Source organism: Arsukibacterium ikkense (genome assembly GCF_000987775.1).
Lineage (GTDB): Bacteria > Pseudomonadota > Gammaproteobacteria > Enterobacterales > Alteromonadaceae > Alishewanella > Alishewanella ikkense.
In genome coordinates, this window is sequence record NZ_LAHO01000021.1 from 26,697 (window position 1) to 43,588 (window position 16,892).

The following is a 16,892-nucleotide window of genomic DNA, read 5'->3' on the forward strand; positions in this document are numbered from 1 at the left end:
TACTGTTTTTTTATTTACCGCTGAAACTGATACACAGAACCTAAGTTTAAAATCTGGGTTAGCTCATCCAGCGCGGCCCGGGATTCTTTTAGCAGTTGCGGATCGGCTAAATCGGCTTCAGAGATTTGATCGCGATAGTGCTTGTCTACCCAGCTGTTTAACGTAGCAAACAGTTGGTCGTTCATCAGCACGTGCGGGTTTACCGCCTGTCGCTCCTGCTCACTTAATGCCACCCGCAGCCTTAAACACGCCGGGCCGCCACCATTACGCATGCTTTGTTTTACATCATAATAATGCACCTGTTTAATCGGCGTACCGCGACTGGTTAGTTCGCTCAGGTAACGGTGTACTGCCGGATTATCCTGACATTCAGTTGGCGCAATAATCGCCATCTCGCCATTGGCAAGGGTAATCACCTGGGTGTTAAATAAGTAGGTGTTAATAGCTTCTTGCACCGACACCTCGTTATCATTCACCTCTATCAGGAATAACTCGCTGTCGTTGCCAAATTTACGCTTTAGCTCATCCAGTTTACTCTGGGTGTCAACAAAGGCTTGCTGGTGGTAAAACAACACATTCTGGTTACCCACGGCAATCACATCGTTGTGAAACACGCCCTGATCAATCACCTCAGGGTTTTGTTGCATGTACACCACATGGTCATTACTTAAGCCATGTAAGCGCGCTACCGCCTCACAGGCTTCCAGTGTGTGCCGTGCCGGAAAGCGCTTAGGTGCCGGTTTGCTTTGATCGAACGCATAACGACCAAACACAAACAACTCCACACCTTTTTTGCCGTAGGCACTGCATAATCTGGTATGATTCGCTGCACCTTCGTCGCCAAAGTGATCGTTGTCAGGCAAATGCTGATGATGTGCAAAGTGCGCCGGATCAGCAAACATCGCCTGTAATATTCTGCCGGTAGTTTGTGGTTCCAGCGAGCGATGAAATTTATTGGTTAAATTTGCCGGTGTAAAGTGCACCTTGTTGTCGCTGGTATCGGCACTGGGTGAAATGGTTGCGGCATTTGCCGTCCACATACTGGATGCAGAACACACCGCGCGAAACACTGCCGGGGCCTGTTTTGCCGCTTTGGCAATAATATCGCTGTCTGAACCAGTAAAGCCGAGCCGGCGTAGGGTATAGACATCAGGACGCTCTTGCGGAGCCAGTACGCCTTGCACTAAACCTAAGTCGTGTAAGGCTTTCATTTTTTGCAAACCTTGCTTCGCCGCTTGTTTTGGGCTGGAAGTATTGTTAGCGTTAGATAAAGAGGCAACATTGCCGACTGATAAACCGGCATAGTTATGGGTTGGTCCTACCAGACCATCGAAATTTGCTTCAAAGTACTTCATTTTGCTTTATATCCTTCTGTTGGAAGGGGCACTGTTTTTATTATTATTGCGGCCGCTTATTTTTTTATGCTTCATTTAGGAGTTGGCTATCAAATAGCCGTTGGGCCTGTAAAATAGCCCGGATTGCATAATAATGAGTTTATTCACTTGTCACAACTGCGGTTTGCGGATATATGTTAAAAAAGGGCGGCCAAAAGGCAGTCACAGTTAGGGAATTCAGGTTTTAAGATGGCGAAATCACTGGTAATAGTCGAATCACCGGCAAAAGCAAAGACAATCAATAAATATTTAGGAAACGATTATGTCGTTAAATCCAGCGTTGGCCATATCCGTGATCTGCCCACCAGCAGCAGTAAGGATAAAGCCCGCACTACTGATAAAAGCCTGAGTAAAGAAGAAAAGGATTACAAAGCGCTGGTTGACCGGATGGGCATAGACCCGGCGCATGGCTGGAAAGCCCGTTACGAGATTTTGCCAGGCAAAGAAAAGGTGGTGAAGGAACTCAAAGCGTTAGCTGACAAAGCCGATACTATTTATCTGGCAACGGATTTGGATCGCGAAGGAGAAGCGATTGCCTGGCATTTACAGCAAATTATTGGCGGCGAACCGGCTCGTTTTAAGCGGGTGGTGTTTAACGAAATTACTAAAAATGCCATTCAAAGCGCTTTTGAAGAGCCGGGTGATGTTAACGTCGACCGGGTGAATGCCCAGCAAGCGCGCCGGTTTCTGGACCGGGTCGTGGGGTTTATGGTGTCGCCTTTGCTTTGGAAAAAGGTCGCCCGAGGCTTGTCTGCTGGCAGGGTGCAATCGGTTGCCGTGCGCCTGGTGGTTGAGCGTGAGCGCGAGATCAAAGCCTTTGTGCCTGAAGAATACTGGACCGTTGCTGCTGACACATTCACTGCTGCTAAGCAGGCGTTGCAACTGGATGTCACTAAACAGCAGGGTAAAGCCTTTAAGCCGGTTAATAAAGCCGAAGCTGATACGGCACTGGCGGTGTTAAATAGCGCGGCATACAAGGTACTGGAGCGCGAAGATAAACCCAGCAGCAGCAAACCTCAGGCACCTTTTATTACCTCAACCTTGCAGCAAGCGGCCAGCACCCGCATGGGCTATGGTGTGAAAAAAACCATGATGCTGGCGCAGCGCTTGTATGAAGCCGGCCATATTACTTATATGCGTACCGATTCAACCAATTTAAGTAGCGATGCCGTCAGTGCCTGTCGCGATTATATCAGTGCCCAGTTTGGTAAGCAGTATTTGCCGGAGCAGCCGCTGAGCTATGGCAGCAAAGCAAATGCTCAGGAAGCGCACGAGGCGATACGCCCGTCAGATGTCAATGTGCTGGCCAGCAGTCTCGGCGAGATGGAAGCTGATGCGCGCAAGTTATATGAGCTTATCTGGCGCCAGTTTGTGGCCTGTCAAATGCCTCCAGCGCAGTATGATGTCAGCAATATTATTGTGCAGGCTGCCGATTTTGAATTAAAAGCCAAAGGCAGGGTGTTGCGTTTTGATGGTTGGACCCGGGTGCAACCAGCGGTAAAACGCAAAGATGAAGAAGACAGCCTGCTACCTGATGTTAAGCCGGGCGAAATATTACAACTGCAGCAACTTCACAGTGCCCAGCATTTCACTAAACCCACCGCGCGGTTTAGTGAAGCCAGTTTGGTAAAAGAGCTGGAAAAACGGGGCATCGGCCGACCGTCTACTTACGCATCGATTATTTCAACCATTCAGGATCGTGGCTATGTGCGGGTAGAAAATAAACGTTTCTATGCCGAGAAAATGGGTGAAATTGTGACTGACAGATTAGTTGAGAATTTTAACGATCTGATGAACTACGATTTTACCGCCAATATGGAACTGAAGCTGGATGATATTGCCAATGGCCAGGCGCAGTGGCGCAAAGAACTGGATAATTTCTATGGCGAATTTTACCAGAAATTAAAAACCGCAGAAAATGACCCTGAGCAAGGTGGTATGCGAGCTAACCAGTTTGTGCTGACCGATATCGTCTGCCCCAGCTGTGGCCGTCCTATGGGTATTCGTACTGCGTCTACCGGGGTGTTTCTGGGCTGCTCGGGCTACAATCTGCCACCAAAGGAGCGTTGTACCACTACCCTTAATTTGCTGCCCGGTGATGAAGCCATCAAGGTGGCTGACGATGAAGAGCTGGAAACCGAAGCGCTACGCCAGAAAAAGCGCTGTGGCAAATGTGGCACAGCAATGGATAGCTACTTGATTGATGAGCAGCGTAAACTGCACGTGTGTGGTAATAACCCTCAATGCGATGGGTACGAGCTGGAAGCCGGTAATTTCAAAATTAAAGGTTATGACGGCCCGCTGCTTGAATGTGACAAATGCGGCAGTGATATGCAGTTAAAGTCTGGTCGTTTTGGTAAGTATTTTGGCTGTACCAACAGTGAATGCAAAAATACCCGTAAGCTGTTACGTAGCGGTGAAGCCGCACCACCAAAAGAAGATCCGGTGCATTTGCCTGAGCTGAAATGCGAAAAATCTGAGGCCTATTTTGTGTTGCGTGATGGTGCTGCCGGCTTATTTATGGCTGCTTCAACCTTCCCTAAATCGCGGGAAACCCGCGCGCCATTGGTCAGTGAATTAAAGGCGTTTCGTGAACGGATTTCGCCTAAATTCTATTATCTGGCCGATGCGCCAGTAAAAGATAAAGAGGGTAACCCCAGTATTGTGCGCTGGAGCCGTAAAACCAAACAGCAATATGTCATGACAGAAAAAGACGGTAAAGCCACCGGTTGGGCCGCCTGGTATGAGAACGGCAAATGGGTTGTAGCCAGTAAAGATAAACCGGCAACCGGCTAGCCCGTTCAGAGACGTAAACAACAAAGGCACCCGCAGGTGCCTTTGTTGTTATTAAGCGTGGTATCTTACCATTTACGTTTTGGTGCAAATAACTCGTCGATATCTTTGTTTTCTTTTTCTTCTTTTTTCTCTCTGTCCCTTAAATTGCCTGCTTTCAGTTCAGTGGCAATATCTTCCAGAGTTTGGATTACCTCAGCTTTCCTGCTTACTACATACTCATCCTGATGGCTGGTATTAGTGAGTGAGGTGAGTGCTTTTTCAAAATACTGCCGGGCTGAACCCAGCATATTGTTGCTGCGGGCTTGCTTGCCCCTTTTAATCTGACTTTCGACATTGATCCGTAATTGCAGCACCTCTAAACGTTTGTCTTCAGCAATCACCGCCGCGGTCTCGATATTGCCGCGGGCGTGCTCACTTCGTAAAGTCGTACGCAGCTTTTTGATGCCACGAATTAAGGCAATCAGTTGCTGATCGTTGTCGGGTAGGGTGAGGTTGTCATTGCTGGCGGCATCGGGATTTAGCGGCTCTTTCAGGCGGTTTTCGGTTTCGTGCAGCCGCTGCTTTAAATCCCGGGCTGTAGGGTCTAACTCCACCATAGCCCGCAATGCAAATGCGGTGCGCTTTAACAGCATATTGCCAATAATCGGTGTTAAAGGCACATTAGCACTATTGACCAGCATATCTTCAGTATCGTCGAGTAAATGACGTAATTTGGTAAATTCTGCCCGCTTCAGGCTGGCTATCCGCTCTTTATGTTGTTGCACGACATTGACGATAACAGCAATAATCACCAAAGCTATAATTAGCGAGATGATAATGGGTAAAAGCATGCAGACCTCTGATCGACTTTGCGTTTATAAATGATAGTAATCTGAATTGGCAATAATGAACAGTTTTCTGCACATCAGGGCAAACTCAGGCTAAAAACGCCACCGTTATGTACTCCGCCATTTTCCAGACACACTTTACCGCGCAGGTTTTTATTTCGATGCGCCTTGGCAATCAGTTTTGCAAAAAATATTCCAAGTCCGGTGTGGCCATGCTTTAAATTAAGTTTATTCATATCAGGGCTGGCGTCTTGTAACATAAAGTCAGGAAAGCCCGGGCCATCGTCGGCCACGCTGATTTGCAGGGTATCGGCCACCACCCAGGCACTAAGGGAAATGCGCTTGTTACTGTAGCGTAGCGCATTGGCTATGGCATCGTTCAGCATGTTTAACACCAAATCCCGGTCGAAAAACCAGCTTAAGTTCTCATCAACTTCCACCCGCACCTCAATACCACGCTGCGCGGCGAAATACTGGTTTTTCAGCAACAGCTCTTCGAAAATCTCGGCTAAAAAGTGCTGATCAATCTGAATGGGCAGTTGCTCTCGTTCTAATCGATACAGTGACAACAGTTGCAATAAATTAGAGTTAAGCCGATTGGCTTCATAATGCAAACGTGCCAACTCGTCCCTGGCATCACTGGACAATTTATTACCTTCGGCCTGAATTAACTCCGCCGACTGAATAAGCATGCAGAGCGAATTCTTCATATCGTGCACACTGCAGGCCAGCACAGTGGCAAAATCAATTTCTGTTGATGCAGACATAAGGGTTCCCCGGAACTGACTATGACAGCGGTCAGTGAGTTGTTAACTGTTTTTTGCTACTAATAGTTATAGCATCGTCTGTTATAAAAATTAGTTGGAATATCTGACAAGACGGGTATATTGAACGGTGATCATTCTTTACCGGACCTGGGCCAGATGAAATTACAGCAATTGCGCTACATTGTTGAGGTGCTTAATCATAACTTAAATGTGTCGGCAACGGCAGAAAGCCTTTATACCTCGCAACCTGGGATCAGTAAACAGGTTCGCATGTTAGAAGACGAATTAGGGATCCAGGTGTTTGGCCGCAGTGGCAAACATTTGACTCATGTTACCCCTGCCGGGCGTGATGTGATTGAAATCGCCCAGCAAATTCTGGCTAAGGTAGAAAGCATCAAGGCTGTTGCCAAAGAACATACCTTGCCAGATCAGGGGAAACTTAACATCGCTACCACCCATACGCAGGCGCGTTACGCTTTGCCACCGGTGATCAGTGGCTTTATGCAGAAATACCCCAAAGTATCACTGCATATGCATCAGGGCTCGCCGCAGCAAATCTCCGAAGCGGCCTCGCGTGGTGAGGCCGATTTTGCTATTGCCACCGAAGCCCTGCATTTATATAGTGATTTAGTGATGTTGCCCTGCTACCACTGGAACCGCAGTGTTATTGTGCGCCAGGACCATCCGCTGGCGCAGTTAGGCCGGAAAATTGCGGTAGAAGATGTGGCGCAACATCCTATCGTAACCTACGTATTTGGCTTTACCGGCCGCTCAGAGCTGGATCGAGCTTTTGGTGCCAAAGGGCTGGAGCCCCGGATAGTCTTTACCGCGACCGATGCTGATGTGTTGAAAACCTATGTCAGGCTGGGGCTGGGCGTTGGGGTAATTGCTTCTATGGCGATTGACCCGCAATTAGACAAAGATCTGGTAGCCTTAGATGCCAGCCATTTGTTTGAAGCCTCTACCACTAAAATCGGTTTTCGCAAGGGAGCCTTTTTACGCACCTACATGTATGACTTTATCGAACGTTTTGCCCCGCATCTGACCAAAGATGTGGTTGAGCGGGCGAATTTGCTGAGAAATCAGGAAGAAATTGACCGGATGTTTGATAGTTTTGTGCTACCGGTACGCTAAACGTTGTTACTGAAAACGGCCAGAACGCAGTGCTGCACTCTGGCTGTTTTTTATGCTAAGCCGTTACCTTATTTTTGCTACAAATCATCCGTTACAGCAATTCGCTGCGCAGTTGTTTGCAGGCTTTCACCATATTAACCAGCGCAGAGCGGGTTTCATTCCAGCCGCGGGTTTTTAAACCGCAGTCCGGGTTTACCCACAACCGTTCGGCCGGAATTTTAGTGGCGGCCTGTTCGACCAGCTGTTTTATCCAGCTGACGGTTGGTACATTTGGTGAGTGAATGTCATACACGCCAGGGCCAATTTCATTTGGATAAGCAAAGTGCTCAAAAGCACTGAGCAATTCCATATTGGAGCGCGAGGTTTCAATAGTAATCACATCGGCATCCAGCGCAGCGATGGCTTCGATAATGTCATTAAACTCGCTGTAGCACATATGAGTGTGAATTTGGGTGCTAGCGCGTACGTTGTGGCAGCACAACTTAAAGGCGGCGACTGCCCAGTCCAGGTAAGGTTGCCACTGGCTGTGTTTCAGCGGTAAGCCTTCACGAAATGCCGGCTCATCTATTTGAATAATATCAATGCCCGCCGCTTGCAAGTCCTGTACTTCTGCTGCTAATGCCAGGCTAAGTTGCAGCGCAATATCCTGGCGGCTGATATCATCGCGCGGAAAAGACCAGCCTAAAATGGTCACCGGCCCGGTCAGCATGCCTTTCACCGGTTTACTGGTCAGCGACTGGGCATAGCGACTCCACTCGACGGTCATCGGCTGCGGCCGACTGATATCCCCAATAATAATCGGCGGTTTAACACAGCGCGAGCCATAACTTTGCACCCAGCCAAACTGGCTAAACACAAAGCCGTCCAGTAATTCGCCAAAGTATTCCACCATGTCATTGCGTTCGGCCTCACCATGTACCAGCACATCCAGCCCAATCTGCTCCTGCTCGGCAATTGCCAGCTGAATATGCTGCTGAATAAGCTGCTGGTAGCGGGTTTTATCAATCTTACCGGTTTTAACAGCTAAGCGGCATTGACGGATATCTGCCGTTTGCGGAAAAGAGCCAATCGTCGTGGTAGGCAACAGCGGCAGTTTAAAATGGGCCCGCTGGGCCTGCTGGCGCACCGCGAAAGGTTCGCGACGATCTGTTGTGGTAGTTTTCAGCTTGGTAACAGCGTGTTGCACGACTGGGTTATTTACCCTGGCCGACTGCGCACGTGCTTTAACCGGCAGGCTGTATTGCTCAATCTGACTCAGATCATTAGTTTGCAGCGCCTGTTTTAGCAGGGCCAGCTCCTGACACTTTTGTTTGGCAAAGGCAAACCAGCTGCGGCATTCACTGTCCAGCGCGGTTTCCAGTTCCAGATCGACCGGGCAGTGCAGTAGTGAGCACGATGGCGCCAGCCAGAGCTTGTCAGCCCGTTGCTGGTACACCGGTGCCAACTGCCGGTACAGCGCCGTTAAATCACTGCGCCAGACGTTGCGGCCATTAATTACCCCGGCAGATAGCACCCAGTGCGGTGGCAGCGCCTGATCAAGCGCCGCAATATCGCTGCTGTCGGCAACCAGGTCAAGATGCAGGCCGTCCAGTGGCAGACTGGCCAGTAATGGCAACTGGTGATTAATCTCACCAAAGTAGCTGGCCAGCAGCAATTTCAGCTGGCCTTTTTGCAGTTGGCGGTAGCCGGCGGCAAGTGCCTGACACCAGCTCTCGTCCAGTTCCAGCACTAATATCGGCTCATCAATTTGCAGCCAACTGATACCCATGGTATTGAGTTTATCGAAAATGTGCTGGTAAGCCTGTAGCAGCTGCGGCAGCAGGGCTAATTTGTGCTGGCCAGTGACACTTTTTCCTAAGTACAGGTAACTCAAAGGCCCCAGCAATACCGGCTTGGCGTTGACCCCGGCTTGCTGCGCTTGGGCAATCTGCTCGAACCAGAAATCGTCTGTCAGTACAAATGCCTGGTCTTCGGCAAACTCCGGCACTATATAGTGATAATTGGTATTAAACCATTTGGTCATATCGCTGGCGGCTGCCGGTTTGCCTTTGGCAGCCCGGCCTCGGGCTATCCGGAACAACGTATTCAGATCTACTGTATCGGTATCACTGCGGTGGCGCTCAGGCACTACTCCAAGTAGCAAGGAAGTCGCCAGCACATGATCATACCAGGCAAAATCACCCACCGGCACCAGGTCGATGCCGGCATCTGCCTGCAGTTGCCAGTTTTGCTGGCGTAACGTGCTACCGGTTTGCAGCAGCTGCTGTTGGCTTATCTCACCTTGCCAGTAAGCTTCTAACGCCTTTTTTAATTCACGCTTGCGACCAATACGGGGGAATCCCAGGTTGTGTGTTAGCATCTCATTCTCCTGTTTAGACATCTAGATGTTGATACGTCCATTGTTTGTGATTATGCTGTTGCTGACAAATGAAAAAATGGCGCGGTGCAGATGAAGAAAATTCATAATGATTGAGATTAAGCATTTAAAGGCCGTTCAGGCGATTGCAGAGCAAGGCACCGTGCAGAGCGCAGCTGAGCAGCTGTGTATAACCCAATCGGCGTTGTCGCATCAGTTGGCTGAGCTGGAGCGGCGCTTGGGGCAGCCCTTGTTTGTTCGTAAGAGCCAACCTGTGCTGTTTACTCAAACCGGCCAGTTACTGTTAAGCAGTGCGGCGAAGGTGTTACCTGAAATTAATGCTCTAACCCAGCTGCTAAAGCCTGCGCTTGGCAAAGCGACTTTGCTGAAGCTCTGTGTCGAGTGCCATGCCTGCTTTCACTGGCTGATGCCGGCAGTTAAGGTGTTTACCAGAGAACCACCGCACCATCAGATAGAGTGGGTTGCTGAAATTGAACATCAGGCGGTAGAAAAGCTGCTGCAGGGGGAGCTGGACGTGGTGCTGACATCGGACAAACGGCCTGATAACAGAGTGAGCTATCAACCGTTATTTAGTATGCAGTTGCGCGCCTTGTTAAGCCCAGAGCATAGCCTGGCCAGCAAGCGCTGGCTGAAACCTGCCGATTTGCAGCAACAGACATTGCTGGGCTATCCGCTGCCGCAGGCCCGACAAGATGTTTTCCGCTTTTTCCTGGCGGATTTGCCGTTTCAGGGGGTGCAGCGCCAGATAAGCCAGGCCAGCCAGATTTTACAACTGGTGGCAGCCAACCAGGGGGTGGCAGTGTTACCAGACTGGATGGCCCAACCCTTTTTGCAGCAAGGGTTGCTTACCAGTGTGGCACTGACCCGCGCAGGGCTGTGGCGACCCATGTATCTGTGTTGCCGGCAACAGGATGCTGGTTCGCAAGCTATTAAGCGGCTGGTTGATGCGCTGTGCGCTAACCGTCCGCCAAGCACCCGCGCCGCTTGTGCTGAGGTGGCCGATTAACGTACTATTTATGGCCGAGTCAGCGAACAGTGAATCACTATGCCACCCGTTGAATTAATTTTATTGCTGCTAAGTCCGGTTTTTCTGCTCTGTGTGGTGCTGGAATGGCGCTTTGCCTTGCTCAGACAACAAAATTGGTACCAGTGGCGTGATACGCTGGCCAATGCCATGCTGGCGCTGCTGCATCAGGGCGCAGACATGCTGGCATTGTTACTGTTAATGCCTTTTTTTTACTGGTTGCACCAGTACAGCCTGGTTAATATTGAGCTGACCGTGTTCAACCTGTTACTGGCGTTTATTCTGCAAGATTTTCTGTATTACTGGTTTCATCGTGGCTCGCACCATATTCGCTGGCTATGGGCATCGCATGTGGCGCATCACAGCTCGCGTTTAATGAATTTCAGCACCGCTTTTCGCCAGAGCCTGACGTATCCGTTATCGGGTATGTGGTTGTTCTGGTTACCGATGATACTAATAGGTTATGAGCCAATGCTGGTGTTTGCCGTCGTGGCGCTCAATTTAGCATTTCAGTTTTTTGTGCATACCCAGGCAATTGGCAAACTGGGCAGGCTGGAGCAGATCTTTAATACGCCGTCGCACCACAGAGTCCATCATGCCTGTAATCCGTGTTATATCGATCGGAATTTTGCCGGGGTATTGATTATCTGGGATAAATTGTTTGGTACCTTTGTCCCTGAACAAGCTAACGAGCCCTGCCGATTTGGCATCACCGACGATTTTAACTCTAACAATCCGTTCACCATTACCTTTTACGAATGGCGTAAAATGTGGCAGGAGGCTCGGTGTAAACAGCGACAGCAACCACTTTGGCAAGTTTTATTAAAAATGCCTGCTAAGCCCAAAGCCGACCTTGCACAAAAAATGTCAGAATAAGTGACACTGCGGCAGCGCAAAAAAAACATCTTGCACTAAGCTTGTATAAAGTCATAACGCCTGAGGTGATTTATGAAGTCTATCAAGCTTTTAGTGTCATTCGTTATCTTAACATTGGTGGTTTCCTGTAAACCTGCCACTGCTCCTGATATTGCGGTTCCTGTTGAGCCTGCCGCGCAGCGGATGTCAGCCGTGCCGCCGCAATGCTCACTGACGATGGGCTTTGATGCCTGGGAGCCCTACCAGTATATGACGGTAGGCAATACGGTAACCGGGTTGGATGTTGAATTAGTGCGCGCGGTTGCCGCCAATATGCAGTGTGAGCTAAATATTGTGCAAGGCAGCTGGGTGGAACTGCTTGGTCTGCTAAAAGAGGGCAAAATAGATTTTGTGCTGGGGGCGTCGGTAACTGAAGACCGTCAGGCCTTTGCCTATTTTTCTGAGCCCTATCGGCAGGAACAATTTTCGTTGTATGTACGAAGAGATGATGCCGAGCTGGCCGTTACCGATATTCGCGCCTTTATCAGCGCAGGCCATAAACTGGGTATCGTTAATGAATACTATTACGGTGATGAAATCGCTGAGCTGTATGCGTCTGCAGAGTATCGGCCACAGTTTGTCGGGGCCATTATCAGTGAAATGAACATGGCCCGTTTGTTAGACGAAGAAATTGATGGTTTCCTGGAAGATAGTTTTGTGGCCACGTCAATTTTACGGCGTAAGGGTTTAGATGCGCTGATTAAACCGCATCAGATCACGTTGGGCAATAACGATGTCTACGTGATGTTTAGTAAAGCCTCAGTGGAGGAACAGCTGGTAGAAGAGTTTAATCGCGGTTTGGCCACCATTAAGCAAAATGGCTTATATCAGCAAATTTTGCAGCGGTATCAGGATTAAATGATCAGACCAAACTGCCGGCGTAGAATGGCGGCAGTAAAGCTGGCTTTCAGATAGAACCCGCGGGGCAGGGTCAGAATAGGCTCTCCGCCGGCGCCAACGGCGGCGGTCAGCGCTTTGCTATCAGCCGCCTTGGGCCTTAACTGCAGTACCTTGCCATGTGCGCCGCGAATGTGGTCGATACCACCCAGCGCAATTAATTCCATTAATTCTTCCCAATCCTGCTGCAATGCTTGTTGTTCTGTCGCATTGGGGCGCCATAAAAAAGCAGAGCCAATAATCCGGTCTGCAACCGGTATCTGCCGTTCAGCCAGGATGGGCACCCATAGCACCTGTTGCAGCTTCTGACAGATCCAGGATTGCTGCCAGCTTTGGTTGGTTACACCGGTAAGCGGAGCCACACACACATAGGTGCTTTCCAGCGGCTTACCTTGCTGATCGATAGGTAAGGTTTTTAGTTCTATACCTAAATTGGGAAAGTCTGGCAGTGCCTGAGAACCGGCTTCTGCGCCAAGTGCCAGCTCAAGCAGCTGGCCAACCCAGCCTTTATCCCGTTTCAGATCGGCAGGTACGCTAACCTGTAACTGGTTTGCCAGCTGGCCAAGGGTTAAGCCTGCAATCAGTTGACAGCGTTGCAGTAATTGCTCTGTAGTTAATAGCGTATCGTGCACTGGATATGTCGCCATCGTCAACGGTTGCAGCAAAACACTACCCTAGCACTTTTGCACGGCGGGCGCTGCTTAAAAACCCAACAAACCAACTTATGCACAGCCGGCATTATCAAATATTACGCAGGATATCTTTATAAGTTATTGTAATTATATATTTTAGGTTCAAAGTTATGACGTTAGTTTTATTGGTTCCCTGGCTTATTCTGGTAGCATCCGCAACTTAACAACAACCTTATCCACAGATGCTGTGAAGAAGTTCACATAGGGTGGGTAATAAAAACAACAAATGTGGATAAGTTGGGTAGGCCCAGGGCTGAGCTGGGGGTTAAATTCCGTTTGCTGTAAGTGCGACTTTGTGAAAGAATCTTTGTTATAGCTGAATTAGACTCGCTAGAGGTTTGTGTGATCGATGCCGAAGGTTTTCGGGCCAATGTCGGCATAGTAATTTGTAACACCCAGGGACAGGTGTTTTGGGCAAAAAGATATGGCCAGCATTCCTGGCAGTATCCACAGGGTGGCATTGATGATGGCGAGACGCCAGAACAGGCCATGTATCGCGAACTGCATGAGGAAGTAGGCTTAAGGCCTGAAGATGTTGAAATTATCAGTGTTACCAAACATTGGTTAAGATACAAACTTCCGAAACGTTTAATTCGTAAAGACAGTAATCCTGTGTGTATTGGGCAAAAGCAGAAGTGGTTTTTATTGCGTTTGACCTGCCGGGAAGAAGATGTAAATCTGGCTGTAACGTCGCATCCCGAGTTTGATAACTGGCGCTGGGTCAGTTATTGGTATCCGGTGCGGCAGGTGGTGGCTTTTAAACGAGAAGTGTATCGTAAAGTCATGCGCGAATTTGCCCCGGTTGCTTTGCCTTTTACCCGCAGAGATGTTAAGAAAAAGTATTAAGAAAAAATATTAAACGTGCCAAAACCGACAGTACAATGAGGTTCTTATGCTAAGCCAGTTACGGCGAATTGTTCAGGATGTGGCCCAGGAGCCAGCTCTAGACAATGCTTTAGCTGGCCTGGTATCCAGTATTAAAACAGCACTGGCCACAGAATGCTGTTCGGTTTATCTGGCTGACTATCAGCAGCAACATTTTATGTTAATGGCCACCGACGGCTTAAACCAGGATGCCGTTGGTAAGGTGGCTATTGGTTTTTCTGAAGGCTTAATTGGCTGGGTGGGCCAACGGGAAGAGCCTATCAACCTGGCACAAGCTCAGCTGCATCCGCGGTTTCGGGTTACCCCAGAGGTAAGTGAAGACCGTTTCTCGGCCTTTTTGGGCTGTCCTATTATTCATCATCGTAAAGTGCTTGGGGTACTGACCATTCAGCAGTCTGCTGAGCGGGTGTTTAGCGAAGATGAAGAATCCTTTCTGGTTACGCTTGGTGCGCAACTGGCGTCGGTGTTGGCCAATGCTGAAATGCGTGATGCTGCCAGCCAAAGCCCTTCAACCATGACGCAGGCCGGCCAGTTAACTGGTTTGCCTGGTGCACCGGGGATGGCCATTGGTGAGGCCTATGTGCTGCAGCCGTCGAGTGATTTTGACGCTATCTCCCTGAAAAAATCAGATGAACCAGAGAAAGAGCTGGCGCTGTTTTACCGGTCAGTAAAAATCACCAAGGCTGAGTTTAACCGGCTGGCAGAGCGAATGGCTGGGCATATCCCAACCGATGCGCTGGCCATATTTGATGTGTATCACCAGCTGCTGGATGCCGCCAGCCTGGGGCGGGAAATTGAACAGCAAATTGCTGAAGGCTGGTGCGCCAAGAGTGCCCTGAAACGGGTGGTAGAGAAATTTGCCCGTCAGTTTGATGATATGGACGACCCTTACCTGCGCGAGCGGGGTACAGATATTCGTGATTTAGGCCAGCGTGTGCTGAATAACCTGCTTGATTCTGAGCAGCGCAAGGTGAAATTGCCGAAGCAGGTAGTGCTGGTAGCTGACAATGTCACAGCAACGATGCTGGCAGAAGTGCCGCGTGAGCAACTGGTTGCCATTGTCTCGTTGCGCGGATCGGTTAACTCCCATGCAGCCATTATGGCCAGGGCACTCGGTATCCCGGCAGTGATGGGAGTTAACGAGTTGCCGTTGCTGCATTGGCAAAGTCAGCAAGTGATCGTTGATGGCTACGAAGGCCATATTTTGTTATCGCCGGTTGACGCTATTTGCGCCGAGTATCAACGGTTAATCAGCGAAGATGCCGCGCTAAGCGCTCGTTATCAGCAAGAGGTGGCGTTGCCGTCACAGTCGGCCTGCGGTAAACCTTTTAAGCTGATGGTAAACTGTGGTCTGGCGATAGAGCTTGAAACCAGCAATGCTGAATACACCGATGGGGTTGGTCTGTATCGTACTGAATTCCCTTTTATTATGCGAAATCGCTTTCCTACTGAACAAGAGCAGGTGGAGCTGTATCGCAAAGTGCTAAATAGTTACGCCGGCAAAGGCGTGGTGATGCGCACTTTAGATGTGGGTGGCGATAAGGCCCTGCCGTATTTTAGTATTGTGGAAGAAAACCCGTTTTTAGGCTGGCGGGGGATTCGGCTGACGCTTGATCATCCAGAAATTTTCCTGGTCCAAATCCGGGCGATGCTAAAAGCGAACATTAACGTCGATAATTTGCATATTTTGCTGCCGATGATTTCTGATTTGGCAGAAGTAGACGAAGCGATCCGCCTGATTAAACAAGCAAGTTTTGAAGTCAGTGATGAGCTGAACATCGCCCTGCCTAAGCCGAAAATCGGGGTGATGATTGAAGTACCCTCTATTATGTATCAGTTACCTGAGCTGGCGGCTCGGGTCGATTTCTGCTCGGTGGGTACCAATGATCTTACTCAGTATCTGTTGGCGGTAGATCGCAATAACGCCAGGGTGGCGAATCTATACGATGCCTTGCATCCTTCGGTGCTGCGAGCCTTACACCGGCTGGCAGCAGAGGCCAGACAACTGCAGTTTCCGATCAGCATTTGTGGCGAACTGGCTGGCGAACCGGCAGGCGTGCTGGTGCTGGCCGCAATGGGTTATAGTCGTTTTAGTATGAACAACAGTAACCTGGCGAAAATTAAATGGTTATTACGGCGGGTAAATATCGCTGAGTTGGAAGCCTTGCTGCCCGAGGTGTTGGCCTGCCAGTCACCCAAGCAGGTGAAACAGCAGGTGCAGCGCTTTTTGGAACACAAGCAGCTGCTGAGTCAGCTAAGAGCCTGAGTTAACACGACGCTCTGGTATAAATTTTACAAACCAGCCCGCTGTGCGGTGCTGCGTTTCATGGTTGAGAAATACCTTGTTAACAGTAATCCTTATTTCTGCACTGGTTGGTTGTTTGGCGGGCTTTCTGGCTGGCTTGCTCGGAATTGGTGGCGGCCTGGTTATCGTGCCGGTATTGGTGGTGTTATTACCTGCTCTGGGGGTGGTTAGCAGCGAGGAAATCATGGTGGTAGCGATTGCGACCTCTCTGGCCTCAATTATTATTACATCGGGCTCGTCTATCCGCGCTCATCATAAACGCAATAACGTCAGCTGGTCGCTGGCTGGCACCGTGATGCTTGGTGCTGGCATTGGTGCCGGGATCACTGGCTTGGTTGCTCATCATCTTGATGGCGCTACCTTAAAAATATTTTTTGGGGTGGCTGTATTCCTGTTAGCGTTGCGCATGCTGGGTTCGCGCGCGGTGCTTGGCCGGGCGCTGTTGCCGGCAAAGCCACTACTGGCCGCTATTGCCGCCGCCCTGGGGGGTATTGCGGCCCTGATGGGGATCGGGGGCGGCGCACTGGTCGTGCCGGTGTTAAATTATTTCTCGGTTGACATGCGCCGGGCTATTGGCTGTGCTGCGGCCAGTGGTATTGCTATTGCTGTGTTTGGTACCCTGGGGTATGTTATTGCCGGCTGGCAACACTACCAGTTTGCCGATGGTTTTTTGGGTTACATTTATCTGCCGGCATTAATTGGTATTGTTTCTACCTCAGTATTTACCGCAACGTGGGGGGCTGCCATGACGCAGCGCCTGCCTGTATTGACAATTAAACGGGTATTTGGGGTGTTTCTGATGCTGGTCGCGGCCAGAATGGTATTCAGTTAGTCAGGTTTTTTTCAGCTTTAGCCATTGGGCAGGCGTTTATAAGGGTA

General features: G+C 49.6%; 13 protein-coding genes. 8 read left to right on the forward strand and 5 right to left on the reverse strand.

The genetic code is table 11. The features are described 5' to 3' along the window. Positions 1-14: 14 nt before the first annotated feature. Positions 15-1,355, reverse strand: a complete 1,341-nt coding sequence (astB, locus tag WG68_RS17660) for an N-succinylarginine dihydrolase (RefSeq protein ID WP_046559051.1) — start codon at positions 1,353-1,355, stop codon at positions 15-17. A 228-nt stretch (positions 1,356-1,583) separates the two neighbouring features. Here astB and topA point away from each other — a divergent pair, with 228 nt between their 5' ends. Continuing rightward, entirely contained in the window at positions 1,584-4,190 is a 2,607-nt protein-coding gene (topA, locus tag WG68_RS17665; RefSeq protein ID WP_046559052.1) for a type I DNA topoisomerase, read from the forward strand. A 65-nt stretch (positions 4,191-4,255) separates the two neighbouring features. On the opposite strand, the gene WG68_RS17670 is transcribed toward topA, so the two are convergent. Next, positions 4,256-5,020 carry a hypothetical protein gene (locus tag WG68_RS17670; RefSeq protein WP_046559053.1) on the reverse strand — a complete coding sequence of 255 codons (765 nt, stop codon included), beginning with the start codon at positions 5,018-5,020 and terminating at the stop codon, positions 4,256-4,258. 74 nt (positions 5,021-5,094) lie between these two features. After that, the gene (locus WG68_RS17675; RefSeq protein ID WP_046559054.1) at positions 5,095-5,784 is read right to left on the reverse strand and encodes a sensor histidine kinase; all 690 of its coding nucleotides are present in this window, start codon (positions 5,782-5,784) and stop codon (positions 5,095-5,097) included. A gap of 156 nt (positions 5,785-5,940) precedes the next feature. On the opposite strand from WG68_RS17675, the gene cysB reads away from it, so the two are divergent. Further along, positions 5,941-6,918 (forward strand): HTH-type transcriptional regulator CysB, encoded by a 978-nt coding sequence (gene cysB, locus WG68_RS17680; protein WP_046559055.1) that lies wholly within the window; start codon positions 5,941-5,943, stop codon positions 6,916-6,918. A gap of 91 nt (positions 6,919-7,009) precedes the next feature. On the opposite strand, the gene metE is transcribed toward cysB, so the two are convergent. Then, positions 7,010-9,277, reverse strand: a complete 2,268-nt coding sequence (metE, locus tag WG68_RS17685) for a 5-methyltetrahydropteroyltriglutamate--homocysteine S-methyltransferase (RefSeq protein WP_046559056.1) — start codon at positions 9,275-9,277, stop codon at positions 7,010-7,012. Between the two features lie 106 nt (positions 9,278-9,383). Here metE and WG68_RS17690 point away from each other — a divergent pair, with 106 nt between their 5' ends. From WG68_RS17690 to WG68_RS17700, 3 genes are all read left to right on the forward strand, one after another. After that, positions 9,384-10,301 (forward strand): LysR substrate-binding domain-containing protein, encoded by a 918-nt coding sequence (locus tag WG68_RS17690; protein WP_046559057.1) that lies wholly within the window; start codon positions 9,384-9,386, stop codon positions 10,299-10,301. Positions 10,302-10,340: 39 nt separating this feature from the next. After that, a complete protein-coding gene (locus tag WG68_RS17695; RefSeq protein ID WP_046559058.1) occupies positions 10,341-11,195 on the forward strand; it encodes a sterol desaturase family protein in 855 nt (284 codons plus the stop codon). Between the two features lie 72 nt (positions 11,196-11,267). After that, positions 11,268-12,092 (forward strand): substrate-binding periplasmic protein, encoded by an 825-nt coding sequence (locus WG68_RS17700; RefSeq protein WP_046559059.1) that lies wholly within the window; start codon positions 11,268-11,270, stop codon positions 12,090-12,092. Here WG68_RS17700 and mutH read toward each other — a convergent pair. Beyond that, a complete protein-coding gene (gene mutH, locus WG68_RS17705; protein WP_046559060.1) occupies positions 12,089-12,778 on the reverse strand; it encodes a DNA mismatch repair endonuclease MutH in 690 nt (229 codons plus the stop codon). The genes WG68_RS17700 and mutH overlap by 4 nt on opposite strands. A 387-nt stretch (positions 12,779-13,165) precedes the next feature. On the opposite strand from mutH, the gene rppH reads away from it, so the two are divergent. The 3 genes from rppH to WG68_RS17720 all read left to right on the forward strand — a co-directional run bounded on the left by rppH (position 13,166) and on the right by WG68_RS17720 (position 16,845). Then, on the forward strand, positions 13,166-13,669 hold the full coding sequence (rppH, locus tag WG68_RS17710; protein ID WP_019676950.1) for an RNA pyrophosphohydrolase: 504 nt from the start codon (positions 13,166-13,168) through the stop codon (positions 13,667-13,669). 46 nt (positions 13,670-13,715) lie between these two features. After that, entirely contained in the window at positions 13,716-15,974 is a 2,259-nt protein-coding gene (gene ptsP, locus WG68_RS17715; RefSeq protein ID WP_046559061.1) for a phosphoenolpyruvate--protein phosphotransferase, read from the forward strand. Positions 15,975-16,050: 76 nt separating this feature from the next. After that, complete coding sequence (locus WG68_RS17720) at positions 16,051-16,845, forward strand: sulfite exporter TauE/SafE family protein (RefSeq protein WP_046559062.1); 795 nt, start codon at positions 16,051-16,053, stop codon at positions 16,843-16,845. Positions 16,846-16,892 lie beyond the last annotated feature (47 nt).